At 48.6% G+C, this 23188-nt stretch carries 23 protein-coding genes and 2 pseudogenes; 17 read left to right on the forward strand and 8 right to left on the reverse strand.

Annotated features, from left to right (window positions below):
- Positions 1 to 53 precede the first annotated feature (53 nt).
- On the reverse strand, positions 54 to 1373 hold the full coding sequence (gene xylA, locus L6I86_RS13950) for a xylose isomerase (protein WP_236287954.1): 1320 nt from the start codon (positions 1371 to 1373) through the stop codon (positions 54 to 56).
- Between the two features lie 173 nt (positions 1374 to 1546).
- Here xylA and L6I86_RS13955 point away from each other — a divergent pair, with 173 nt between their 5' ends.
- From L6I86_RS13955 to L6I86_RS13965, 3 genes are all read left to right on the forward strand, one after another.
- Positions 1547 to 2722 (forward strand): ROK family transcriptional regulator, encoded by a 1176-nt coding sequence (locus L6I86_RS13955; protein WP_236287956.1) that lies wholly within the window; start codon positions 1547 to 1549, stop codon positions 2720 to 2722.
- 145 nt (positions 2723 to 2867) lie between these two features.
- Positions 2868 to 3374, forward strand: a complete 507-nt coding sequence (locus L6I86_RS13960) for an HPP family protein (RefSeq protein WP_236287957.1) — start codon at positions 2868 to 2870, stop codon at positions 3372 to 3374.
- Between the two features lie 73 nt (positions 3375 to 3447).
- Positions 3448 to 3957 carry a Crp/Fnr family transcriptional regulator gene (locus L6I86_RS13965; RefSeq protein ID WP_236287959.1) on the forward strand — a complete coding sequence of 170 codons (510 nt, stop codon included), beginning with the start codon at positions 3448 to 3450 and terminating at the stop codon, positions 3955 to 3957.
- Between the two features lie 21 nt (positions 3958 to 3978).
- Here L6I86_RS13965 and hmpA read toward each other — a convergent pair whose 3' ends face one another.
- Positions 3979 to 5196: an NO-inducible flavohemoprotein gene (gene hmpA / locus L6I86_RS13970; RefSeq protein WP_236287961.1), complete on the reverse strand. Its 1218-nt coding sequence runs from the start codon at positions 5194 to 5196 to the stop codon at positions 3979 to 3981.
- Between the two features lie 70 nt (positions 5197 to 5266).
- Here hmpA and L6I86_RS36025 point away from each other — a divergent pair, with 70 nt between their 5' ends.
- Both L6I86_RS36025 and L6I86_RS13980 read left to right on the forward strand, forming a co-directional pair.
- A complete protein-coding gene (locus L6I86_RS36025) occupies positions 5267 to 5464 on the forward strand; it encodes a hypothetical protein (protein WP_236288278.1) in 198 nt (65 codons plus the stop codon).
- A 50-nt stretch (positions 5465 to 5514) separates the two neighbouring features.
- On the forward strand, positions 5515 to 7464 hold the full coding sequence (locus L6I86_RS13980) for a beta/alpha barrel domain-containing protein (RefSeq protein ID WP_236288257.1): 1950 nt from the start codon (positions 5515 to 5517) through the stop codon (positions 7462 to 7464).
- Between the two features lie 482 nt (positions 7465 to 7946).
- Here L6I86_RS13980 and L6I86_RS13985 read toward each other — a convergent pair whose 3' ends face one another.
- Entirely contained in the window at positions 7947 to 8582 is a 636-nt protein-coding gene (locus L6I86_RS13985) for an FMN-dependent NADH-azoreductase (RefSeq protein WP_236287963.1), read from the reverse strand.
- A gap of 257 nt (positions 8583 to 8839) precedes the next feature.
- Between L6I86_RS13985 and L6I86_RS13990 the strand changes: the two genes are divergently transcribed.
- The 5 genes from L6I86_RS13990 to L6I86_RS14010 all read left to right on the forward strand — a co-directional run bounded on the left by L6I86_RS13990 (position 8840) and on the right by L6I86_RS14010 (position 13982).
- Positions 8840 to 9877 (forward strand): agmatine deiminase family protein, encoded by a 1038-nt coding sequence (locus L6I86_RS13990; protein ID WP_236287965.1) that lies wholly within the window; start codon positions 8840 to 8842, stop codon positions 9875 to 9877.
- A 6-nt stretch (positions 9878 to 9883) separates the two neighbouring features.
- Entirely contained in the window at positions 9884 to 10759 is an 876-nt protein-coding gene (aguB, locus tag L6I86_RS13995; protein WP_173120578.1) for an N-carbamoylputrescine amidase, read from the forward strand.
- A 2-nt stretch (positions 10760 to 10761) separates the two neighbouring features.
- The gene (locus L6I86_RS14000) at positions 10762 to 11388 is read left to right on the forward strand and encodes a LysE family translocator (RefSeq protein WP_420851887.1); all 627 of its coding nucleotides are present in this window, start codon (positions 10762 to 10764) and stop codon (positions 11386 to 11388) included.
- A 208-nt stretch (positions 11389 to 11596) separates the two neighbouring features.
- Positions 11597 to 13306 carry a methyl-accepting chemotaxis protein gene (locus tag L6I86_RS14005; protein WP_236287966.1) on the forward strand — a complete coding sequence of 570 codons (1710 nt, stop codon included), beginning with the start codon at positions 11597 to 11599 and terminating at the stop codon, positions 13304 to 13306.
- Between the two features lie 169 nt (positions 13307 to 13475).
- Positions 13476 to 13982, forward strand: a complete 507-nt coding sequence (locus tag L6I86_RS14010; RefSeq protein WP_236287968.1) for an ankyrin repeat domain-containing protein — start codon at positions 13476 to 13478, stop codon at positions 13980 to 13982.
- 48 nt (positions 13983 to 14030) lie between these two features.
- Here L6I86_RS14010 and L6I86_RS14015 read toward each other — a convergent pair whose 3' ends face one another.
- Both L6I86_RS14015 and L6I86_RS14020 read right to left on the reverse strand, forming a co-directional pair.
- Positions 14031 to 14549, reverse strand: coding sequence for a DUF2812 domain-containing protein (locus L6I86_RS14015; protein ID WP_236287970.1), 519 nt, complete (start codon positions 14547 to 14549; stop codon positions 14031 to 14033).
- On the reverse strand, positions 14542 to 14874 hold the full coding sequence (locus tag L6I86_RS14020) for a PadR family transcriptional regulator (RefSeq protein ID WP_236287972.1): 333 nt from the start codon (positions 14872 to 14874) through the stop codon (positions 14542 to 14544). Before L6I86_RS14020 ends, L6I86_RS14015 begins: the two co-directional genes overlap by 8 nt.
- 180 nt (positions 14875 to 15054) lie before the next feature.
- Between L6I86_RS14020 and L6I86_RS14025 the strand changes: the two genes are divergently transcribed.
- From L6I86_RS14025 to L6I86_RS14035, 3 genes and pseudogenes are all read left to right on the forward strand, one after another.
- Positions 15055 to 15381 carry an EthD family reductase gene (locus tag L6I86_RS14025; protein WP_236287974.1) on the forward strand — a complete coding sequence of 109 codons (327 nt, stop codon included), beginning with the start codon at positions 15055 to 15057 and terminating at the stop codon, positions 15379 to 15381.
- A gap of 395 nt (positions 15382 to 15776) precedes the next feature.
- Positions 15777 to 15866: pseudogene (locus L6I86_RS35905) on the forward strand (hypothetical protein); the annotation flags it as partial.
- A 3-nt stretch (positions 15867 to 15869) separates the two neighbouring features.
- Positions 15870 to 16271, forward strand: a pseudogene (locus tag L6I86_RS14035) (3-alpha domain-containing protein); the annotation flags it as partial.
- On the opposite strand, the gene L6I86_RS14040 reads toward L6I86_RS14035, so the two are convergent.
- On the reverse strand, positions 16242 to 17462 hold the full coding sequence (locus L6I86_RS14040; protein WP_236287976.1) for an MFS transporter: 1221 nt from the start codon (positions 17460 to 17462) through the stop codon (positions 16242 to 16244). The pseudogene L6I86_RS14035 and the gene L6I86_RS14040 sit on opposite strands and share 30 nt — an antisense overlap.
- 228 nt (positions 17463 to 17690) lie before the next feature.
- Between L6I86_RS14040 and L6I86_RS14045 the strand changes: the two genes are divergently transcribed.
- Complete coding sequence (locus L6I86_RS14045; protein ID WP_236287977.1) at positions 17691 to 18410, forward strand: hypothetical protein; 720 nt, start codon at positions 17691 to 17693, stop codon at positions 18408 to 18410.
- Between the two features lie 86 nt (positions 18411 to 18496).
- Here the strand turns inward: L6I86_RS14045 and L6I86_RS14050 are convergent, their stop codons facing one another.
- Entirely contained in the window at positions 18497 to 18688 is a 192-nt protein-coding gene (locus L6I86_RS14050) for a CDGSH iron-sulfur domain-containing protein (RefSeq protein ID WP_056610876.1), read from the reverse strand.
- A gap of 258 nt (positions 18689 to 18946) precedes the next feature.
- Between L6I86_RS14050 and L6I86_RS14055 the strand changes: the two genes are divergently transcribed.
- Positions 18947 to 19381: a DUF1232 domain-containing protein gene (locus L6I86_RS14055; protein WP_236287979.1), complete on the forward strand. Its 435-nt coding sequence runs from the start codon at positions 18947 to 18949 to the stop codon at positions 19379 to 19381.
- A 629-nt stretch (positions 19382 to 20010) separates the two neighbouring features.
- Here the strand turns inward: L6I86_RS14055 and L6I86_RS14060 are convergent.
- Positions 20011 to 21081 carry a branched-chain amino acid aminotransferase gene (locus tag L6I86_RS14060; RefSeq protein ID WP_236287981.1) on the reverse strand — a complete coding sequence of 357 codons (1071 nt, stop codon included), beginning with the start codon at positions 21079 to 21081 and terminating at the stop codon, positions 20011 to 20013.
- A 143-nt stretch (positions 21082 to 21224) separates the two neighbouring features.
- Between L6I86_RS14060 and L6I86_RS14065 the strand changes: the two genes are divergently transcribed.
- Both L6I86_RS14065 and L6I86_RS14070 read left to right on the forward strand, forming a co-directional pair.
- Entirely contained in the window at positions 21225 to 22103 is an 879-nt protein-coding gene (locus tag L6I86_RS14065; protein ID WP_236287983.1) for a LysR family transcriptional regulator, read from the forward strand.
- 22 nt (positions 22104 to 22125) lie between these two features.
- Positions 22126 to 23184: a TRM11 family SAM-dependent methyltransferase gene (locus tag L6I86_RS14070; protein ID WP_236287985.1), complete on the forward strand. Its 1059-nt coding sequence runs from the start codon at positions 22126 to 22128 to the stop codon at positions 23182 to 23184.
- Positions 23185 to 23188: the final 4 nt, after the last annotated feature.

Here is a 23188-nt window from a genome sequence, read left to right on the forward strand (position 1 = left end):
AAAAATCCCGCCCCAGCCTAATGGCCGAAGCGGGATTTTTGGCGTTAAACCAATTAAGCGTTAAGCAAATATTGATTCACAGTTGCTTTGATCAATTCCAAACGACCGGATTGGTTTACAATCGGAGCGTTGTTCTCAAGTGCATAAGCTTCAAGGGACTTGAAGTCTGCTTTGCCAGACACGATGTCAGCGCCGATACCGGACTTGAAGGAACCATAGCGCGTATCAAGGATGTTATCGAATACTTTATCTTCGATCAATTTAGCTGCTACTTGCAAGCCGCGAGCGAATGCGTCCATACCTGCGATGTGTGCATACACAACGTCGATAGGTTCGAAAGAAGTACGGCGAACTTTTGCGTCGAAGTTCACGCCGCCACGGCCGATGCCGCCTTCATTCAAAAGGATTTCGTACATCGCCATTGTTGTCGAGTACAAGTCAGTTGGGAACTCATCTGTATCCCAACCTAGCAACAAGTCGCCTTGGTTCGCATCGATGGAACCAAGAATGCCGTTAACGCGAGCTACACGAAGCTCGTGCTCAAACGTGTGACCAGCAAGCGTTGCATGGTTAGCTTCAAGGTTTAATTTGAAGTAAGGAAGCAGGTCGTATTTTTGCAAGAATGAAAGTGTTGTCGCTGCATCGAAATCATATTGGTGCTTGGAAGGCTCTTTCGGTTTAGGTTCGATCAAGAATTGACCTGTGTAGCCGATTTCTTTGGCATAAGCAACGGCCATGTGCAGGAAGCGAGCAAGGTTGTCGAGCTCAAGACCAAGATCCGTGTTCAAAAGCGTTTCGTAACCTTCACGCCCACCCCAGAACACATAGTTTTCAGAGCCAAGCTCTTTCGCGTGGTCCAAAGCTTTTTTCACTTGTGCAGCTGCATAAGCAAAAACTTCTGCATTATTGGAAGTCGCAGCCCCGTGAACGAAGCGCGGGTTTGTGAACATGTTGGCTGTATTCCATAGAAGCTTTTTGCCTGTGGAAGCCATTTTATCTTTGATCAAACCAACGATTTCGTCGAGGTTAGCATTAGTTTCTTGCAGGGTGTTGCCTTCTGGCGCGATATCGCGATCATGGAATGCGAAGTAGTCGACACCTAGAATGTTTAGAAGCTCGAAGCAAGCGTCAACGCGAGCTTTCGCCAGCTCTAAACCGTCGTATTTGTCCCAAGCACGGATGTTAGTACCCGCACCGAATGGGTCCGAACCATTAGCAGAGAAAGAGTGCCAGTAAGCAACTGCGAAACGCATATGCTCACGCATTGTTTTGCCTAGAATAACTTGATCTGGGTTGTAAAATTTAAAGGAAAGTGGGTTCGTAGATGTCGGGCCCTCGTAATTAACTGGTTGAATGTTGTCAAAGTAGCTCATGAATTCAGCCTCCGTATAAATGAATGATAAGTGCTTATGAAGTCATCATAGCATCATTCCGAAAGTTTGTAAATTCATTAAACAAACTTAGTTAGTGCGCGAAAAAGTCTTCTATGTTAGAATCATTTCCATAGCGAAGACTCGCAGCATTTGGAACGGTATGGGGGATAATTATGAAACAAACAGGCGACTTAAACCTCGTGAAAAAGATAAATAAAACGATCGTCTTGCATCACATCCGCACGGATTCACCGATCTCACGCGCTAAAATCGCTGAGATTACAGGGCTGACGAAAGCGACGGTATCTAGTCTTGTGAATGAGCTCATCGAAAGCTCCCTTGTCCAGGAGATCGGCGCCGGAGAATCGAGCGGTGGGCGCAAGCCGATGATGCTGCTTTTTAATGGCATGGCAGGATATGCGATTGGCGTTGATCTTGGTGTGCATGATATGTTGGCTGTTCTCACCGACTTAACAGGTAAAGTGATTCGGGAAAACCGCATCCAGCACCACAATGAATCTGTCGAGCAGGTAACACATCTACTCAAAACGACGATCCGTGAACTGATTGAAACAGCACCAGAGAGCGTTTATGGTGTGATTGGCATTGGTCTTGGTGTGCCAGGCATCGTTGATGAGGAAGGGAATTTGTTGTTTGCCCCGAATTTGGGCTGGGAGAATGTGCCCCTGCAGAGCCAGTTAGAAGCCGAATTCGGACTTCCTGTTGTGATTGATAATGAAGCGAACGCTGGGGCAGTAGGCGAGAAACAGTTCGGTGCAGGGAAAGATACTGCAAATCTCATCTATGTATCTATCGGTATGGGGATTGGTGCGGGCATTATTATCAAAAACGAGCTGTATCGCGGGGCGACGGGATTCTCCGGCGAGATCGGCCACATCTCAATTCAGCATGATGGTCCGAAGTGCCGCTGCGGCAGCTTAGGCTGTTGGGAGCTATACGCATCGGAGCATGCCTTATTGGAGCAAGCAGGGAGAGAGCTAGGGCGTGAAGTCGACCTAAAAAGTCTGCTTAGCAAAGCCGAAAGCGGCGACGTAGGGGTCATCAAGCTTTTTGAACGGCTGGGCTACTACCTCGGGGTCGGTGTTGTGAATATCATTAATGGGTATAATCCGGAATTTATCATTCTCGGAGGCCGGTTGGCCGGTGGCGAGAAGTGGCTGATGAAGCCGCTTTTGGAGCTGCTAGAGAAGCGATCATTACCGCATCCGCGCAAGCAGTTGAAGGTGGAATTTTCGGAGCTTCGTGATCGGTCTACTGTGCTTGGGGCGGCGTCTTTTGCGGTGACGAAGTTTTTTGCTTCGACAACGGTGTCGGTTGAACGGAATTAATCAAGTTAAAAATAAGGGAAAAATGACATAACATGGCTTGTAAAGTTATTGACTGAATCTCTGTCTATTTTGTAAAATGGGAAAGGTCTGATTTAGAACATGAACGGCCTCATGAATCCCATATAGAAAAGGACGGGAACCAACGATGTTTCTACGTTCACTTATCATTTGCTGTTATCTGATGGGAGCTTATTGGGCATCCTATCACTTTCCATCGATGAAGATGGTTTTCTACCCAACGCTGGGCGCATTTAGTTTTCTATTCATGCATCGTGTAGATAACATAAGAGAAATACGTCGCATTATTATCGGAGCCATTATTGCGGTAACGATGGGCAGTATTTTTTATACCATTAGCACGGGAGCCGTTTCCTTTTTCCTAACAGCCCTTGTGACGATTACGTTAATTCAATTTTTCAAATGGAATGCGGCGCCAATCTTAGCGGTTTCATTCATCCCTTATTTCGCTCATCCGGTCTCCATGTGGGCATTGCCGATTGCGGTTCTCGTGTCGCTTACAGGTTTACTGGTATCCATTTGGCTGATTGGCAAGGTCGAGCAGTTGAATTGGTACGTGAGCTTATCGGGCAAAGTAACACAGGCACGTCTGCAAATTCGGACTCCTTTTGAGTCTTTGAAAAAGGAAGTATAGTCGTTCAAGATATCCATAAAAGCGATCAGCCCCAAGCGTGCTGTCGCTTTTTCTCGTTAAAGGGGATACGAAGATGAAATTGCATAAAGGGGAAATCCTGTTCCGCCAAGGCGAGAGGGGTTCACTATTCAAGCTGCATTCGGGACTGTTGAAAATTGTCCGTTCCCATGAAGATGGTAATACGACACTTGTGAATATCATTGTACCTGGTGAGACAATTCCGCATCATTCGCTCATTAGTCCAAGTGCCTACTATGCAACGGCGATAGCACTCGTGACAAGTGAGGTTGAAGTGCTGCCTGCGGAGCCCTGGTATGAGGACTTGGAACGCAACCCAGACCACTTTCGCACGATCGCGCGTCAATTACAGGAGAAGCTGCGCATGATGCAGCAGCGGATTGATCAGCTAACGGCAGTTGCTCCAGCGGCTAAATTGTTGAAAATGGAGGCATGGTTTCAAACATATATTGGTACTTTGAAGCTGACCGACGTGCTTACCCAAGAGGAAATAGGGCAGTTCATTGGACTTCGCCGAGAAACGGTGAATCGGCTGTTACGCGAAAAGGGGAGAAAGAGCGATTAAGCTCTTCTCCCTTTTTTGTTGTTAACTAAGAGCACCGGAAGGTCCGAAGAATTCGTAATGACGATCTGCTTCTGGGACACCCCAAGTGATAAGTGACTGGTTCACGGCTTTCATGAACGGCAGGGGTCCACAGAAGTAAAAGCTGCCATCCACTGACGGAACAAGGCTTTGGATCCATGGGAGATCTACATAGCCCTCTTTGTGATAAGACTGTTCACGGGTATCGGCAGCTGTCGGTTGCGCGTAACACCAAGCAAGTGTGACTTGAGGATGCTCTTCAGCCAGCTGTTCGATCTCTTTGCGAAGCGCGTGATGCCCCCCATTTTGGGCAGCATGGATAAAAGTAACCTTTCGATTCGGCTGCGTGGTGACGAGTGAATGCAGCATACTCACCATAGGGGTGAGTCCGACACCGCCGCTGAGAAGCGTAACAGGTCGTGTATCCGTTTGATCTAATGTAAAGTCACCTGCTGGCGCAGAGAGCCATAGAACATCTCCCTCTTGAACCTGATTGTGCAAAAAGACGGAAACTTTGCCCGCAGGAACAGCTGAATTGGTGTCTTCGCGTTTAACCGAGATTCGATAGAACGGCTGCCCGGAGGTATGAGAGAGGCTATATTGCCGAATATGTGTGTAGGCATCGCCGGGTATTTGGACACGAACACTGACATACTGTCCAGCTTCGAATGCTGCAATCAGACCTTGATCCTGCGGCGTTAGGTAAAAGGAGGTAATGACGTCGCTTTCTCTGTCTTTGCGGGCGATGACAAAGGGTCTGAAATCGGACCATCCCCCAGGTTGCAGAGCGGAATTGGTATACATATCCGACTCAATGCCAATGAATGCACTGGCAATGACCCCATATGCTTCAGCCCAAGCTCCGAGGATGTCATCTGTCGCGGCATCGCCGAGTACATCTTTAATCGCTCCTAGTAAGTGCTCCCCAACGATGGGATATTGTTCGGGTTTGACGCCAAGACTGCGATGTTTATGAGCAATTTGTTTAACAGCTGGCAGGATCATTTCCAATCGATCGATATGCTTCGCTGCCGCATAAACGGCATTCGCTAGAGCTGTCTGCTGTCGGCCTTGCTTTTGATTAGCGTGATTGAATAGATGTAAAAGCTCAGGGTGAGATGTGAACAGCTTGTCGTAGAAACGTTTGGTTATCGCAACACCATGAACTTCTAATACAGGCACGGTGGATTTAATGATTCGGATGGTTTGTTCGCTTAGCATGTCGGATCATCTCATTTCCAGTAGAATGACTTGATGCCTTCAGTATAGCGAATAAGTGGAGGGAACCCCTGTGATTAGAATCACATGGAATCGCAACAAAGTGTGTCTATGGGCAGAGGCAAGGATACACGGTATACTGGAACTATCATCCAAAAGAGGAGGCGGCCTATGCCCGATTGGTCGTATCATACGTTATTTAAACCGCTCCTTTTCCGGTTTAGCGGGCGGAGGGCAAGAGAGCTTACCCTGCATGCGATTGGTGGGCTAAGTCGCATTCCTGGTGGGACCTTCGTGATCCGCACGATGGGTCACATGGAAATGTCGCCGCTGCTGGCGAGCGAGCTGGCAGGCGTGCCGATTGCTTGCCCCGTCGGCCTTAGCGGCAGTCTTGACCCGCACGGCACGGCGCACAAAGCCCTCGCCCAGTTCGGGCTCGGGTTCATCGAGCTCGGACCTGTGACGGTCCGAGCTGTTGAAAGCCATGCATCGATTACTCGCATGGCGGATGAGGAAGCCATCGTGTACCCCGATGGCTACGAGAACGACGGCGCGGACGCGATCGCTGCGCGCCTGCGCAAGGGCACGGGGCATCGACTGCCGCACTTCGTGCGGCTGCGGCCGATGCCGGGAAGTTCGCCGCGCGAAGCGATCGAAGAGCAGCGGGAGCTGCTCCTCACGCTGGCGCCGTACGCGGCGGGTTTCACCCTCGATGGCCTTGCCGAAGGCTGGCCATTAGATGAGGCTTTGGCGTACCTCGCGGATGTGCGCCAGCTTGCGGAGGCAGCGGCACCGGGGAAGCCGCTGCTTGTGTATGTGCCGCAGGAGCTCCCGGTGGGGGAGCTGCGGGCGATCTTGGACACCGCGCGCAGCTTCAGCGGTGTCGTCCTCGGCGACGCGCAGCGGGAGCCGGGCACTCGCCGCGAGCGCGTCGGCGGCGGCGCTTCGTTGCTCAGCGCGCAGCTGAGCAAGGTCCGTTTGCTGCGCGAGTCGCTAGGCGAGCGCAGCGCGATAGTCGCGGCCGGCGGCGTGCATCAGCCGGAGGACGCGTGCGCGCTGCTGGCCGCAGGAGCGACTAGCGTGATGCTGCACAGCGGGCTCGTCTTCGCGGGGCCAGGGCTGCCGAAGCGGATCAACGAAGCGATCCTGTATGATCGCATCACAGCTCCTGCGACGTCGGCAGACGCTGAGGCTTCATGGAACGGAGTCATTGTTCCTACTTACGAGCAGGCCTCCAATTCCAGAGCGTCTGTCGTTACGTCTTTCGATCCTTCGACGGCTCCCCACCATGGCGAGATCTCTTCCTTTCCGCCTTCACCAGCCTTTCCATCCACCCCTTCCTTCTGGGCGAATTGGGGATGGATGAGCCTGCTGGGATTGGGGATGATCATCGGTGGTGTGCTCGCGTGGTTTATCGCAGCGACAACGGTGCTGTTGCCTTATGATGAGGACTTTTTGGGCAAAACACGCAGTGAAATTATCCGTTTCAATACACATTTATTACACTTCATGTCTCATGATCGCATTACCTTAGCAGGTACGATGATCTCCATTGGCATTTTCTATTATCAGCTAGCTCATCACGGTTTACGTTACGGGCTGCATTGGGCGCGAACGGCCGTCATATCCTCTTGCGTTGTCGGCTTTAGCAGTTTCTTTCTTTATCTGGGTTATGGTTATTTTGATCCACTGCATGCAGCTGTAGCGGTAGTTTTGCTGCCTATGTTGCTGCTGACGCTGCGTGGGTTGAAGGATCATCCGTCTCGCAAACCGCCAGGCCTACGAAATGATCGGGTTTGGCTAAGAGCGCAGTGGGGGCAGTGCTGCTTCGTGATACTTGGTTTTGGTCTGGGAGTCGGAGGACTTACAATATCCTTTGTCGGCATTACGGAGGTATTCGTCCCAAGCGATTTGGCCTATTTAGGCGTAACTTCTTCACAATTGTCTGCTTGGAGTGAGGCCATTATTCCGCTTATTGCACATGATCGTGCGGGCTTTGGCGGTGCATTGTTTTCCTTGGCAGTAGCCATAACTGCTTCGGCGCTTTGGGGTGTCAATCAAGGTGAAGGCTGGTTATGGTGGACATTCCTCTGGGGTGGGCTGCCCGGCTTTGCAGCCGGTCTTTTGGTTCACGCACATATTGGCTACACGGACTTTGTACATTTATTGCCTGTTTACATAGCGGTGTTGCTGTATGTAGGCGGTTTATATTTAACGCATCCCTATCTCGTAGGAAAAGGGGACACTAGTGTTACGCCAGCTAGATCCTAATTCAAACTGTAAAGATGAGAGAGCCTCCAAATATCCACGTGAGTGGCGTTGGAGGCTTATTTGCAGTGTTGAGGGGGAGAGTGCTACTTGCCTGCTTGTCTTGCTTGTGGATTCTAATTTTCTATCCACCACCTATCTCCCCCTATCCTACCTATCCTACCTATCCCACCTCTCTCGCACCTATCCACCACTTATCTCCACTATCTAACGGACACTAGAGACCTTATTCCGCAGAAAAGAAGCCATTCTTCAACGTAACGGACGCTAGCGACGTTATTTGATCATTTTGTGTGATTAGCATGTGCAATTAAAGCAAATAGCGACACTCATGTCCGTTAGCCATGTTAAGGGGCACTTTTGAACCAATTAGCGTCTTCTGTGTCCGTTAAACAGCCTAACTCCAGCTAATAAAGAAGTCATCTGCTCTACCGGCAATAAAAACTGTCCCCCAAGATCCATTCATCTTGGAGGACAGCTCCCTATTAAAACGTATGAGCCAATTCTTTCGCCTTACTAATTGCATCCGCCTTGATCTGCTCCGCTTTATCAGGGAATTGGTTATGCCCCTCTACGAACAGCCCTTGCGTGTCGGTTATACCGAAAAAGCCCATAATAATGCTGATATACCGATGACCCGATTCCATGCCGGCCGCTGGCCCTTCGGAATACACGCCGCCGCGCGCTTGAATGTGGAGTGCCTTTTTGCCAGGAAGTAAGCCAACAGGCCCAGCTTCGGTGTATTTGAACGTTTTGCCAGCTACGCAAAGAGCATCCAGATAAGCTTTCATCACAGGAGGGAATGAGAAATTCCACATCGGCGTAACGAATACGTATTTGTCTGCGGCAATGAACTGCTCGGTGAGTTCACTGATTCGTCCTACCTTGGCGCTCTCATCGCTAGATAAGGAGGAGAAGTCCTGTCCACTGCGCAGCTTACCCCAGCCGCTGAACACGTCCGCATCAATATGCGGCACTTGGACACGATACAAATCAATAGGAATCACTTCGTCATTGGGGTTCGCTTCTCGGTAGGCATCGATGAAAGCTTTACCTACGGCCATACTGTAAGACGTTTGATGATCATGAGGATGTGCAGTAATATGCAGAACAGTTGCCAAAGTGATCCATCCTTTCGGGTATGCAGTCTGTGAAATCCTCTTCTAATTTGTATTAAAAGCACTTCAAATATGCTGGTAGGTAATGGGGAAACGGCAGTAAGCCGTATAGGTAGTTCCTTTCGACAAAGATTTGGTCACGGTACTACCTATTTACATTGAGCCTTGGCGTCTTTTGAGTTATGATGGGAGACGATGTTTTTATTTGAATTTTCCTATGCGATGATTAACTAAATTGAGATAAAGTGAGATGACGAATCATGACGAAACCTAAAGATGTAAACTATAGCATGCCAGCAGAATGGACAGAGCACGAGCGGACTTTTATTTCATGGCCGGTTCAAGCGTCGATGGTTTACCCAGAGGATCACGCGGTCGTATCCCAAGGGTATGCGGATTTGGCTAAGGCGATTGCTGAATTTGAGCCTGTAACCGTGATTGTTAACCCTTCCGATGCAGAGCAAGTGAAAGCGATGTTCACCGAATCTAATGTGGATTTCCTTGAGATCCAGCATAATGACGCTTGGTTCCGCGACAACGGTCCAACCTTCGTGTTGAACGAGCAGCAAGAAATCGCCGCAGTTAACTGGAAATTCAACGCATGGGGCGGCAAGTATGCGCCTTGGGATCTTGATGATAACGTAGCTCCACAAATCGCAGAGCATCATGGTGTGAAACGTTTTGACGCTCCGCTCGTCATGGAGGGTGGTTCCATCCACGTGGATGGGGAAGGTACGCTTTTGACCACAGAAGAATGTCTACTGAACACGAATCGCAACCCGGATCTGAGCCGCGAGGAGATTGAGGAGCATGTCCGCAATTTCGTGAACGTGGAGAAAATTATCTGGTTGAATAAAGGTCTAGACGGAGACGAGACGGACGGTCACGTGGATAATATTGCTTGCTTCGCGGCTCCAGGCAAAATCATTCTGCAAGTTTGCAACGATCCTTCGGATGCCAACTATGCGATTACGCAGGAGAATTTGGAAATTCTCCGCAGCGCGACAGATGCGAAAGGCCGCTCTTTCGAGATTATTCAGATCGAGCAACCTCCGCTTACATTCTTCGAAGAGCAGCGCTTGACGCTTAGCTATTTGAATTTCTATTTCGTGAACGGCGGCATTATTTTGCCTGTGTTTGGCGGGACGGCTGAAGAGACAGATCGCAAAGCGATTGAAGTGCTTCAAGCGACATTCCCAGAACGTCGAATCCGTACAATTAACGGCATGTCCATTATCAAAGAAGGCGGCAATGTTCACTGCACGACGCAGCAAATGCCAGCCAGTAAGAAAGGGTGATTTCACGTGAGAAAAGTGACTGTAGCAGCTACACAAATGAGCTGTTCCGATAATATAGAAGAAAACATCGCTAAAGCAGAGAAATTGGTGCGTGAGGCCGCGGCGAAGGGTGCGCAAGTGATTTTGATTCAAGAGTTGTTTGAAACACCGTATTTCTGCCAAAAAGAAAAGTCCGACTACTACCGCTACGCGACGGAGCTGGAGACGAACAAAGCGATCAATCACTTCCGTGAGATTGCGAAGGAGCTGGCCGTCGTATTGCCAATCAGCTTCTACGAGAAAAAGAACTACGCTCGCTACAACTCGCTTGCCGTCATCGATGCCGATGGTTCTGTGCTCGGCACGTACCGCAAAAGCCACATTCCTGACGGTCCAGGGTATGAGGAGAAGTTTTATTTTAACCCGGGAGATACGGGGTTCAAGGTCTGGAAAACCCGCTATGCCAAAATAGGCGTCGGCGTTTGTTGGGACCAGTGGTACCCAGAAGCTGCTCGCGTAATGGCGCTGATGGGGGCGGAACTGTTGTTCTACCCGACAGCGATCGGATCGGAGCCGCAGGATGGTTCCATAGATTCGAAGGATCACTGGCAAATGTGCATGCGCGGTCACGCGGCGTGCAACTTGATGCCGGTAATCGCATCGAACCGTATCGGGAAGGAAGAAGATGAGGATTCCAGCATCAACTTCTATGGTTCGTCTTTCATTGCAGGCCCGCAGGGCAATCTGATTGAGGAAGCTGGTCGTGACGAGGAAACGGTTCTCGTTGCCGAGTTCGACTTGGATCAGTTGGAGATTCAGCGTATCGAATGGGGGATTTTCCGCGATCGTCGTCCGGATCTATACAAGAAAATCGCTACGTATGACGGTGAGCAGGTGTTCTAAACGTGTGGCTGATTCCCTTACTTAAGGGCCTGCTATTAGGCTTTTCCATCGCGGCGCCAGTTGGCCCTATTGGGATCCTATGTATGCGCAGGACCTTGACGCTTGGCCGCTTGCATGGCTTTCTGTCTGGACTAGGCGCTGCTACGGCAGATGCCATCTATGGCTTCATCGCAGGGTTCGGTTTGACGTTGATTACTACCTTTTTGTTAGATCAAAAGGTGATCCTGCAGTTGGTTGGCGGTCTTTTCCTTATCTATCTGGGCGTGCAAACCTTTCGCTCCAAGCCTGCGGTTGATGCCGCCAAAGCAACAGGGGACACGCTGTTCAAATCGTATGCGTCGACCCTGCTGCTCACCATTACGAATCCGATGACGATCATGTCGTTCGTCGGTGCGTTTGCGGGGCTGGGGCTGGGCGATAGCGCGGATGCAGGCTTCACGCCAGCGATTGCCTTGGTGGTCGGCGTGTTTGCAGGCTCAGCATTATGGTGGCTGCTGCTCAGTTTGTTGGTTGGATTGTTGCGGGAGCGGCTCAAAGGAGCGGCGTTCCTGTGGATTAATCGCGTCTCTGGTGCGATGTTATCGGTATTTGGTTTGTTTGCAATCATGGGGCTACTCTTCCGGGGGTAGCTTTTTTTGGCATGTTATGGAATGTAACATAGTACCTTATTTTTTCAATCGTATTTGTCGATATATATAAAATAGCCCGCAAAATTTGTCGATTGTTGACCTCTTAGATGACTACTTAGATGAGAAAAAGACTTTCTTGAATTCAATGGCAATGAAACGATGCACGTAGGTAGCGGCTAGAATTCAAAATAGAAAGAAGGGGTCTTTTATGATTAGAAATTGGTCTTTAAAAACGAAACTACTATCTGGCATGCTTTTAGTTATTTTATTATTTACAATTGCTGCAGGGAACAATTACTTTAAACTGTCTCAAGTCCAAAGTGCGTTGGATCAGGAAACGGAACGCAATGCGGAGGTTAAGGCTGCTTACGAGCTTAAGAATTATGTAGGTATCTTGTACAGTAATCAAGCGGATGTCATTATCAATCAAAGTGATGAAGCTGCTAAAGCATACAAGGAAAACGAAGTGAAATTCAGAGAATACCTCGAGTTCATTGCGCTAAGATCGGACAGCCCGAAGGAAGTAGAGTTGGCTGCAAGTTTACGAACCGCCAGCGAGGGTTTTATCAAATCATTTGATGTGGTCAAGGACATTAATAAAAAAGACAGTAAACTAACGGCTGCGCAGCTTCGCGATGAAAATAAGAAGGCAGACGATCAGACCGACCAATTCAAACAAACGATCTATACCGTGGCAGATCAATACATTAACAGCTTCAATCAAGAATCTAAGGAGTCAACAGATCATTTAATTGAGGAAATTCATTCCGTCAATTTTACACTCATAATATCCTGTATTATCGATGTTTTACTTGGCATAGGCATAGCATTGTTACTTAGCAGAATCATCATTGGACCTATTAATGTGTTGATGAATGTAGCACAAAGTATTGCTGGGGGAGATTTAACGCGCACGATTACGAGTCGGAGTAAGGATGAAGTAGGGAAATTAACCGATAGCTTCAGTCGAATGATTCTTAATCTGCAAGAGTTGATTAGAGAAGTGAACGCAAGCTCACAGGCTGTAGCCGTTTCCTCGAAGCAGCTTTCGGCAAGCGCTGAAGAAACCTCGGCGGCTTCGAACGAGATTGCGACTTCCATCCAGGCCGTAGCGCGAGGGGCTGAGGCTCAGGGTTTAACTTCCAATGAAAGCGCTCGAGCCATGGAGGAAATGTCGATAGGCATACAAAGGATTGCAGAAACGTCTTCTTCTGTGTCAGAGGTTTCCATGGAGGCGTCCGAGAAAGCAAGGCATGGCAACGTATCTTTACAACAAGTTATTCGGCAGATGGAATCCATACGGGCGACAGTCGATCGTACAGCCTCCATGGTGCAGATGCTTGACAAGCAATCCATAGAAATCGGCAGCATTGTAAGTGTGATCTCCAGTATCGCCACGCAGACGAATCTGCTGGCACTCAATGCAGCTATTGAAGCGGCTCGTGCTGGGGAACATGGTCGGGGTTTTGCCGTCGTTGCCGGAGAGGTAAGGAAGCTAGCCGAACAATCAGGCAGCTCTGCTAATCAAATTATCGGGCTGATTGAACAAATCCAGCAGGGTACTCAGCTAGCTGTCGAGGCGATGAGTGAGGGAACCAAAGAAGTTCACACGGGTATCGTCGTCGTACATGAGGCTGGTGAGGCGTTTCAATTGATCCTGCAGGCCATCGATCAAGTGGCGGATCAGATCCGTGATGTTTCGGCAGTGGCTGAAGAGATGTCGGCAGGATCCGAACAGGTGACGGCCTCGGTGATCGAATCGTCTACCATTGCACAGCAATCGTCCTTCGCTGCTCAGAATGTAGCAGGGAGCGCGGAGGAACAGCTTGCAGCACTGCAAGAAGTTGCTGCATTCGCGAACGACTTGAACAGTATGTCACTGAGACTGCAGCAAGCCGTCGGTAAGTTCAAGCTATAGTTTTCGTTCATGAACGAACGAAGTAGATCTTGAGTAAAAGACCTACAGCGAAACTGCTGTGGGTCTTTCTCGCATTCGGGGGTGTCACGATTTATTTAAACAGGAAAAAGGGAATATCTAGATATTTGCCGAATTGAAATAGCGAATAAATTAGAGGAGGCCCCCTTACATGATTAACGATGTATTTACAGCAGCACGCACAGGCGATGTAAACCGAGTCAAGGATTTGCTGGACACGGATCTTTCGCTTGCCAATGCTGAGAACAGCGATGGCCTTACCCTTCTGGGATTTGCAGCGCATTTCGGTCAGAGCGAAGTGGTTCGGCTGCTTTTGGAAAATGGCGCTGATGTGAATGCCTTATCGCATTCTAAAGTTAGTTACATTCCGTCGAATACGGCACTGCACGCAGCTATTGCCGGTGAGCGGAGCTTAGAGGTCATACAATTGCTGCTCGCTCACCGTGCGAAGCCGACGATTATGGATAGCAATGGGCATACAAGTCTGCATGTGGCCGCCTTTCATAAGGATAGTACGCAGATCATTGAGCTTTTGATTAACCAGGGTGCGGATGTGAATGCCAAATCAGAGGATGGCGTCTATGCGATCGATCTAGCCAAAGAGCAGGGTCATACTGCAGTAATTGGCTTGTTGCGAGAGCACGGGGCTATTGGGTAATGGATCGCGAAGAGTGAATAGAGGACATTCAGCTAGCCGGCTAGCGGTTCAAAGAATGTCCTTTTTGGCTTGTAGTTTTTTATTGGCTGCGACTAAACGGTATAGACTAATAACTAGTAAGACAAGAACTGGTACATAGAGGATCAGCAAGGGATAAAAGAACGTATTTTTTATGTTTATCATGAAAACTGGGATTTGTGCGGCAGTAACCGCCGTAAATACACCAATGAGTCGTTTATTCCGTTCGATCATGGAATCGATGTCAGTGAAAATTTCAGGCTTTGTATGCTGATACGTTTGTCTCCAGATATACCAGCCTGCGCCGCTGTAAATTTTATCCCAACCTGTGTCTTCAAAAATGCTAGCGTAGTTGGGATCCACCTTCATTTGGTAATCTACACAGTAGCTCATTTTGCGAGGAGCACCTTTCTCAAAGTGAAAACGCAGGCCATTCCAATTTACACGTTGTAAATGCCAGCCTTGCGCCTCCATATCCTCCAACCATGCTGTAATTGTCTCCGATTGTGAACTGTCCCACCATTTAAACACCTTTTTGGTCTCATTCATATAAAGATCCCTCGACTTTCTTCGCATTTTCGTAAAGCTCTGTAATTCTGGCGATCTCCAGCTTGAGCAGTTCTTTACCAGAAGGGGTGATGCGGTACAGCTTACGACGCTCTTCCTCAGCTACAGCTTGAATCAAACGATCCTTCTCCATCCGAGATAAGCTGCCATAAATCGTGCCAGGACCGAGGTGAATTCGACCTTGTGTGAGCTCCTCCACCCACTGAATAATGCCATAACCATGCCGAGTTGTAGTCAGGGAAAGCAAAATGTAATAAGCCGTTTCAGACATCGGCAAGTACTGACGGTAGAGCTTCTCACTATCCATAAAGTCTCCTTCTTCTTATATCAGGTTATGTTGTATCGCCCTTCGTTGTATCACTTTGTGATATATCATGGCATGAGTATATCACCACGTGATATAGAGTGCAATAGGCATTTGCAATTTGACACTACCACTAATGTCATCGTTTATGATGATTGTATATCTATATAAGGAGATGATTGCATGCTAGTCCTAACGTTTCACTACAAACAAGGTATCCCTTTCGATGAAGCTTATTATTTGAATACACATGTTGCTTTGTTATCCAAGAAGACAGTGCTTGAAATGGGGGCCACCAAGTATGAGGTCAAAAAGGTCCTATCCTCAGCAGATGGAACGACTCCGAGGTATTCGTTCATATTCAGCTTGTATTTTGAAACGAAAGAAGCCTTAGAGTCGTTCATCAGCAATCCTGTCGTTCAGGAATTGAAGGACGATGTTGCGAACTATTATGTCGGAGAGCAGGATATCTATATCGAGGAAGTTGTGGCTTCGTTCCAAGGGGAGTGAGGGATTGCTGGATGAGCTTAACCTTAACATTTGTCCGGTTGTAGCTGGATCTGGTACACGGCTTTTGGAAGGGATCGAGGAGTCGATGAACCTCAAACTAATCGACTCCAAAGGCTATTGTAATACCGTTGTGGCCGTAACTTACCAGATAACAAAGAGCTAGCGAATTAATTAGAATATCACCAATCTAGGCTGCCGTGCGAGGAATCTCTATTTCCTTGGACATTAGGCAGTCAAATTTTCGTGCGAATGATAGGAAAAACCTATCGTTATAAGTATAAATGTTGTATTGTGCAATCATTTGCCTCAATCTATACTGAACCCAAAAAGAGATGGTAAGTGAAACATTCTCGAGGGAGGATCATAGCATGGAGCATTTGCTTGAACAAGACCCAATGACCGCATCAGCGATCAAGCAAGAGGCGAATCGGCAACACGATAAAATTGAGCTGATCGCGTCCGAGAATTTCGTCAGTGATGCGGTGATGGAAGCGATCGTTGAAGTGAGCCAACCTCGCCAGCCTTGCTTCAAATTATCGGTCAAGTACGACAGGCCTAATATGCCGCTGATCGTGCAAGAAACCGGGTATACCGGCTTCTATTTCCGCGTACTGCGTGAAGGATTTGTAGACAAATCTGATGGATTGAATCGAATCTTTGCTCATCCCAAAGCGATCACCGTGGCTTACGCCAACCGGATCATGCATCAGGAGAAAGATCATATTGCAGGCATACGAGAGCTGCTTGAAGTCGATAAGCTGTCGGTGAGTTGGCGGGCAACGTTGCTGAAGCGTCTTGGAGGTCGGGAGACCGATACGCGAGAACGACTAACAGGCGGTACAAGTGTAACGACAGATGCTTCAGACGGCTCTGCGAACGGAGCTTCGTGAGCTCATCGACCTTTGCTCTTTGAGCATAAAACGAATATTCATTAGCCCAAACACCAAGAAACACACCCAAGGGAGGCCTTGCCAGCCAAGCACATTTCCTAGATCATACAAATAGCCACCGCCTACGTTTCCGATAATAGCCCCGATGGAAAGCGCAAAGCTGTTAAAACCGAAATAGCTAGCAATCTGCTCATCCCCGGCATAATCGGAAACCATGGTATTCATCATCGGCTGTAGAAAAACCTGTCCAATCATGAAGGCGATAACCCCCGCATAAATCCCCCACATGGACCCCATCATTCCCATTGTAAATAAGCCTCCAGCGAGCAGTAAGGTGCCTAATGACATTACGCCAAAAGGCTGTAACTTCCTGTTGCCTAATTTAGAAAGTGGAACCTGCAGCAGGACCATAACGATGGCCCCAGAGCTGTAAATGAGTCCGATATTCTCATCTGAAGCGAGCTGATGGACACGAAACGGAACGGCAATGTATAACTGAGTGACCAGGGACCACGAGATCATCGTGAAGAGCATGAAGCGTCGGAAAGGGCGATTACTCCATACGGCTTGCATTTGAGACCAGATGCCTGTATATGCCTTGCGAGATTGTTCACTTTGGATAGCTGGCAAAAAGAAGAGACTAAAGAAAAAGGAAAATGCGAAAATAAGGGTAGCGGCCAAACTAACGTATTTGAAATGAAAGCCCATGAGTAAGGCACCCAGAACGGGACCCACGACAAATCCCATATTACTTAACATTTCTCGAATGGAATAAATCGTGATCCGATTGCTCGAAGTCGATAGTGCTGCATAATACGCATAACTAGCTGGGTTGAACAGTGATCCGCCTAAACCAGAGAAGAAGCAAGCGATGACAAAGCCTGGGATACTGTCGACAAAGCCGAACATGCCGAACCCAAAGGTACGGATGAGCAAACCGATTAGAATCGTCCGCTTATAGCCAAGCTTGTCGGCCAAGGTACCGCAAAGGACGGAAAGACCTTGCTGGCTGAAGCTGCGGATCGCGGAGATGATACCAACCATGGTGACGGTCAACAGGATGTCGTTTAATAAATAAGAAGCAAGCAAGGGGATCATCATATAAAATCCGACCGCCATACTGAAGGTATTCATAAACATGACCCAGAACGGCAGCCGAATGGAAGTAAGTTTACGTAGGGCTGAAATCATACGATGGCCTCATTTCATGCTGTAAATTGTCGATTTCAACACCATACAGGATATGCTATGCGTTGTATAGGGCTTTCTTTAGATGGACTTGGGTAAAAGTTAGTTGAGGCTGCTTGAACCTATGATGGGGATAAAATCGTGACAGTAACTTCCAACGAATGGTAAAATGAGCGAGTGGTCTGTTAAGCTTAAGCCGCCCGATTATCATCGAATGGAGGTAGAATGCACATGCTAAACGTAGTTCGGCGAATGCCTAGATACGCTTTGGTAACAGGGATGCTCTTTGTTGTGCTTATCCTAGCCTACTCCACGATCTATGTGATAGAAAAGCCGGGAGGTATAGCGGATTGGCGGCTGTCCAAGGCGATGGGGCTTACAGAGACGCTGCGTATCCCACTTGAACGAACCTCCGAGGAGGCAATCCGACAATTTCGAGGTTCTTCCATTGAGGAAACATATAAGATCATTTATCAGAAGCCTGTTCACGAAGGCGTTCTACAATTCAGTAAACAGCGGCTATTTCAAGGCGGGACAGACTTAAAGGTAGATATGGCACGGAAATCTTGGCTGGGGTGGAAGTGGGCTTCCGGTGGTGGGTATGCCATTGGTGGCACTAAGATGGATGCCTCATCGGATTCTGCTCTGTCCTATATGATGATGCCTATTCGGTTGGAAAAGCCCAGAGGGACATTCCTGTTATTTGGAGAAATTGGAGATACGTCTATCACACATATCGTTGTGAAGGGCGATGAAACAGGGGCGAGGGAGTATGAAGCCGAGATTGTAAAGACCGACGAGGGTTATGTCGTTTGGTACATCGTTTTGCCTGCTTCTGTCAGCGTACCTTTCGAGTTGCAAGCGTACACGGATCAGAACGATCTGCGTGCCACGCTGATGATAACCAATGAGCGAGAGAATGGTTCGATCGGGCGCTCGTCCATACACTAAATATACAAAGGGCTATTCTTCAAGTATCAACTTGAGACAGCCCTTTGTCAGTGGAATGTTAGAACGGTCGTACGCGTGCTATCAGGTTAGTCGCGAACTTGGCTTTCAAAATGTCCCTTATGAGCACCGTTACAATAAGGTTTGTTAGAAGAAAGTCCGCAACGACACAGGTAAATCTGTTCTTTCGTTTCCATGGGATCTCCTTCACCATCCATTAACGTAACGCCAGTTACAAGTAGGGGACCATTATCCAGAACTTTAATTTCTGCCACAACCATACGCCTCCAATTTTTTTGCCATCGTAGAAAGTATGAGGTTTTGTTTCCCGCAATCATTTTTCTACTGGCGATAATAGTTCCTCTAACGCGGGCTGCATATTTGCATGGCCGTGGGTAGAGGATTTCTCACCATTGTTGCCAGATGCGATTATCTATAATCAATTAGTGCCATAACAATAAGAATTAAGCTTCATGCGTGAGATAGTGTAAAATAGGGGTATATACAGTGTAATTGCTGATGAATGGAGTGATCGCTACATGAATGCGTCCAAATATGAAAAGTATTTCACTATTGATGGCTTCTGGTCCAAGTTGAAAAAAGGTGCTAAGAAAGCCGGCAGTAAAGTAATTTATAGCGGATTGCTGCTTTTTTACGCATTGGATAGCCCGAAAACACCGCTGCGCGCAAAGGTTCAAATTTATGGTGCATTGGGGTATCTCATCTTGCCGTTAGATCTCATGCCTGATTTACTGCCGATTGTGGGATATGTGGATGATCTAAGTGCGCTAGGCTTGGCCTTGGCAGCTGTGTCGAAGAGCATCGATGACGAGGTTAGGCGGAAAGCGAAGAGCAAGCTGAGGGATTTCCTTGGAGACGATGCTGTGAGCAGCAAAGATATTATCGATATTGATGGTCACGTAGTGGAGGAGCAGGGGAAAGCGAAGGACGATGACGTGCATGTGGAGAAGTAGTTGGTAGAGGGATGCAGGTATCCGATAAGGGAACGTGAAAGTGCTATTTGAAGCAAAAAAAAGGAACGAAGAGCCGGCGGGAGCCGTGCCATATGTGGGTTAAAGGAACTGAGCCCGCTGAGTTCCTCGTTTAACTGGAAAATCTACAGCTAATTTCACGGTTTACGGGTAAAAATCACGACTTGATGGAAAATACGTAGATATCCGCCAGTTTCGCTGAAAACGAGCGGAATTAACTACACCTAACCCCCATTGGATTTATCCACTGAAATTCTAAATTAGAGAGATGAAATGGCTGTTTCATTGGATTTATACAGCAGATATTCCCGAAATCGGGCTATTGGGGCCATAATTCAACTATATGAGTGGATTTATCCAATCAAAGTTGATATTTAGCGGTTGAAAATGAGATTCTACTGTATTTATCCAGTGGGGAGCGCGGCGGTGGAGACAGTTGAAGTAGTTGAAGTTTTTGAGGTAGTCTGGTGAAGGCCAACTAACTTGCCTAGCCCCCAACCCTGCCTCTATTCAAACATCTTGCTACCTAAATAGAATCAATGACCAAATAACCGACGAATAGAAACCTCGTCGGTTATTTGGTGCGCAGTTATTTCGCGACAACATAGATTTTAAACCTTTAACAACCAACCGAACGTGTCCGGCAGCTTCCCACTTTGAATACCGGTGATCGTTGTATATAGTCGCTCGACAAGCTCGCCGATCTCTCCATGGTTGACGACCATCGGTGTACCGTTCCATAGCAGGCTGCCAATTGGCGATACAACCGCAGCAGTACCGGTGCCGAATGCTTCTTCCAACGTTCCATCTGCATGAGCCTTAACGATGTCATCGATTGAAATTTTTCGCTCAGAGACGGGGATGCCCCACTCCTTCAGCAGGTGGATGATGCTTCCACGCGTGATTCCTTCGAGAATGCTGCCGCTTAGGCTAGGCGTGACGACTTCACCGTTAATTTTGAAAAAGACATTCATACTGCCGACTTCTTCTAAATATTTCTTCTCAATAGCGTCGAGCCATAACACTTGAGCGCAGTTATGCTCTTTGGCCAGCATTTGTGCCTTCAAGCTAGCTGCGTAATTGCCGGCTACTTTGGCATTGCCTGTCCCGCCTTGCACGGATCGAGCATAATAGCTTTCCACAAGGATGTTAATTGGCTGCAGCCCCTCGTCATAGTAAGCATCAACAGGCGACATAATGATGATAAAGGAATACTGCATAGACGGGCGGACACCTAGAATCGCTTCCGTTGCAATAACGAAAGGGCGGATGTACAAGGAGGAGCCGTTCTTCTTCGGCACCCAAGCAGCATCAACACGAACTAGCTCCTGAATGGCACGAACAACGAATTCCTCATCTATTTGTGGAATACTGAGACGTTCACTAGAGCGGTTCAAACGTTTAGCATTTTGATCTGGTCGAAATAAAACAACGTCATCATTCTCGGTGCGAAATGCCTTCATACCTTCGAAAACCGCTTGCCCATAGTGGAAAACCATCGCCGCGGGATCATGGGAGATCGGACCGTAGGGAACGATGCGCGGATCATGCCAGCCTTGGCCTTCTTTGTAATCCATGATAAACATATGATTTGTAAAAAGTTTTCCAAACCCCAAATTTTCCTCTAGATTCGGCAGGGGCTTGCCCTTTACATTTTGTTCGATGCGAATGCTTCCGTACATACGTTGTGCCACCTTTCCCATTGAGGGTTCTCACAATCTTTTACCCTTAACTATAGAAAATTCGCAATCATTGATCAATTGCGATTTATCAATTACTATCATAGTTAATAGCTATGATCGGGGGGCGTCAGGTGGATTATCGATTGTTGGTATATTTTTTGGCGGTGTGCGAGGAATTGCACTTCACCAAAGCAGCAGAGAAGCTGGGTATTAGCCAGCCTACACTGAGTCAACAGATCCGATTGCTGGAGGATCGAGTGGGTTCTCCACTTTTTCAGCGAATCGGCAAAAAGATTTATGTGACCGAGGCGGGCGAGATTTTACGCAAGCATAGCCGGAATATCTTCCATGAGCTGGAGCAAGCGCAGATGGCAATGAATGAGCTCCAAGGCATGCAGCGCGGACGATTGCGAATCGGCTGTTCAGGGAATCATTTGCTGACGGCGACGATCATGACGTTTCATGCCAATTATCCCAAAATCGAGCTATCGGTGATGGAGTTGGCAACGGAAGAGACCAAAGAAAAGCTGCTGAGCAATGAGTTGGATGTGGGTGTTGTCTTTTTGCCTGAGGAGGACGAACAGCTTCGATGTATGCCGTTATACCAAGAGAAGCTTCAACTTGTGGTGTCGGCTCAGCATGCATTTGCCCAAGAGCAGGTGAGGGAGATCAGGTTGGCGGAGTTGACCGAGATTCCAATTGCGATGCTGCAGCAGAAGTTCTACGTTCGGCAAATGATGGATGATTGCTGTGCGCAGATCGGACTTGCTTGGAAGCCAATTGTGGAGCTCTCCACGCTCGAATCTTTGCTGCAAATGGCGAAGAACCATGTGTGTGGAGCGATATTACCTCAATCCTATGTGGAGGGGATGGGCGATCAGATGCGTGAGCAGAAGCTGTGCGCAATCCCTATTATCGATCCCATACCACAGAAGGAAGTGGGCATTGTGTATCGGAAAGATATGTTTTTGTGTAAAACGATGGATACGTTCGTGAAGCAGGTTATTCAGGAATTTGCTTAAGTGTTCAGGAAAGAGTGAGGGTATGGAGCAGATGAGTATAGAACATAAGAGTCAGGAAGATAAGAGTAAGGAACATAAGACTATGGAACATAAAAATATGAAACATAAGAGTCTAGAACAAAGCGGGAAATATGTCTATGTATTTGCCTGTCATGAAGATGAACAGGCGTTATGTCAGCTGGAGATGCGCACCTTGCTAGGCGCAGAGGCTGTGATTGAGGCGCGCTACGCCATCAGCGCGCGCAGGGTGGAGCCGAGCCGCAGCCCGTTTCTGAAGCTGCGGATGGATGTTGCCTTTGAGGCCGACAGCTTGCCGGAGCTGGCCTCTGCACTTCAGACGTTGACCGTGGGCGGGGCAACGTTCAAGGTCGTGTTCGCGGAGACGGACACGGCGGTCAGCTATGACCGCCAGCGAAATGTCGAGCGCGAACTGGGGCTGGGGCTGCGCGGCAAGGCCGAGATGCGCAGGCCAGAGCAATATTTCGCCGTGACGGAGCTGGGAGGCCGGTGGTTGTTCGGCGAGGGCAGCTACGGCGAAGCCGTGTGGCTTCAGCATCAGCAGAAGCCACAGAACTACTCCACCGCCCTGGGGACGCGCCTCGCGCGGGCGGTGGTGAACATCGCAGTGCCCGAGGTGGCGGGCACGCGGGTCATTGACCCGTGCTGCGGCATGGGCACGGTGCTGGTGGAGGCGATGTCGATGGGGATCGACATCGTGGGCTACGACATAAACCCGCTGGCCGTACGCGGCGCGCGGGTGAATCTGGACCACTTCGGCATGCCGGATGTGGTCCAGATCGCCGACATGCGGACGCTCGTTCCGCATCCTACAGCCCTGCATGGCAGTCCAGAGCCCATCTACGATGCGCTGATTCTGGACATGCCGTACAATCTTTGCTCGGTTCTGCCGGAGGATGAGAAGCTGGACATGCTGCAAACCGCCCGCCGATTAGCGCGGCGCGCGGTCATTATAACAACCGAGCAGATGGACCCGCTTTTGATCAAAGCTGATTTTCACATCGACTCGCGCTGCACGGTGAACAAAGGTAATTTCAGCCGACAGATTATCGTCTGCGTTTAGCCTG

This window comes from Paenibacillus allorhizoplanae, from assembly GCF_927798215.1.
Lineage (GTDB): Bacteria > Bacillota > Bacilli > Paenibacillales > NBRC-103111 > Paenibacillus_E > Paenibacillus_E allorhizoplanae.

What these genes read in the sequence shown, in the direction of transcription:
- L6I86_RS14025 (WP_236287974.1), top strand. Translation starts at nt 15,055, where the DNA reads ATGCTAGTCCTAACGTTTCACTACAAACAAGGTATCCCTTTCGATGAA.
- L6I86_RS14055 (WP_236287979.1), top strand. Translation starts at nt 18,947, where the DNA reads ATGAATGCGTCCAAATATGAAAAGTATTTCACTATTGATGGCTTCTGG.
- L6I86_RS13990 (WP_236287965.1), top strand. Translation starts at nt 8,840, where the DNA reads ATGACGAAACCTAAAGATGTAAACTATAGCATGCCAGCAGAATGGACA.
- L6I86_RS13960 (WP_236287957.1), top strand. Translation starts at nt 2,868, where the DNA reads ATGTTTCTACGTTCACTTATCATTTGCTGTTATCTGATGGGAGCTTAT.
- L6I86_RS14060 (WP_236287981.1), bottom strand. Translation starts at nt 21,081, where the DNA reads ATGTACGGAAGCATTCGCATCGAACAAAATGTAAAGGGCAAGCCCCTG.
- L6I86_RS14020 (WP_236287972.1), bottom strand. Translation starts at nt 14,874, where the DNA reads ATGGATAGTGAGAAGCTCTACCGTCAGTACTTGCCGATGTCTGAAACG.
- L6I86_RS13955 (WP_236287956.1), top strand. Translation starts at nt 1,547, where the DNA reads ATGAAACAAACAGGCGACTTAAACCTCGTGAAAAAGATAAATAAAACG.
- hmpA (WP_236287961.1), bottom strand. Translation starts at nt 5,196, where the DNA reads ATGCTAAGCGAACAAACCATCCGAATCATTAAATCCACCGTGCCTGTA.
- L6I86_RS13980 (WP_236288257.1), top strand. Translation starts at nt 5,515, where the DNA reads ATGTCGCCGCTGCTGGCGAGCGAGCTGGCAGGCGTGCCGATTGCTTGC.
- xylA (WP_236287954.1), bottom strand. Translation starts at nt 1,373, where the DNA reads ATGAGCTACTTTGACAACATTCAACCAGTTAATTACGAGGGCCCGACA.
- L6I86_RS14040 (WP_236287976.1), bottom strand. Translation starts at nt 17,462, where the DNA reads ATGATTTCAGCCCTACGTAAACTTACTTCCATTCGGCTGCCGTTCTGG.
- L6I86_RS14050 (WP_056610876.1), bottom strand. Translation starts at nt 18,688, where the DNA reads ATGGTTGTGGCAGAAATTAAAGTTCTGGATAATGGTCCCCTACTTGTA.
- L6I86_RS13965 (WP_236287959.1), top strand. Translation starts at nt 3,448, where the DNA reads ATGAAATTGCATAAAGGGGAAATCCTGTTCCGCCAAGGCGAGAGGGGT.
- L6I86_RS14005 (WP_236287966.1), top strand. Translation starts at nt 11,597, where the DNA reads ATGATTAGAAATTGGTCTTTAAAAACGAAACTACTATCTGGCATGCTT.
- L6I86_RS14045 (WP_236287977.1), top strand. Translation starts at nt 17,691, where the DNA reads ATGCTAAACGTAGTTCGGCGAATGCCTAGATACGCTTTGGTAACAGGG.
- L6I86_RS14010 (WP_236287968.1), top strand. Translation starts at nt 13,476, where the DNA reads ATGATTAACGATGTATTTACAGCAGCACGCACAGGCGATGTAAACCGA.
- L6I86_RS14070 (WP_236287985.1), top strand. Translation starts at nt 22,126, where the DNA reads ATGGAGCAGATGAGTATAGAACATAAGAGTCAGGAAGATAAGAGTAAG.
- L6I86_RS14015 (WP_236287970.1), bottom strand. Translation starts at nt 14,549, where the DNA reads ATGAATGAGACCAAAAAGGTGTTTAAATGGTGGGACAGTTCACAATCG.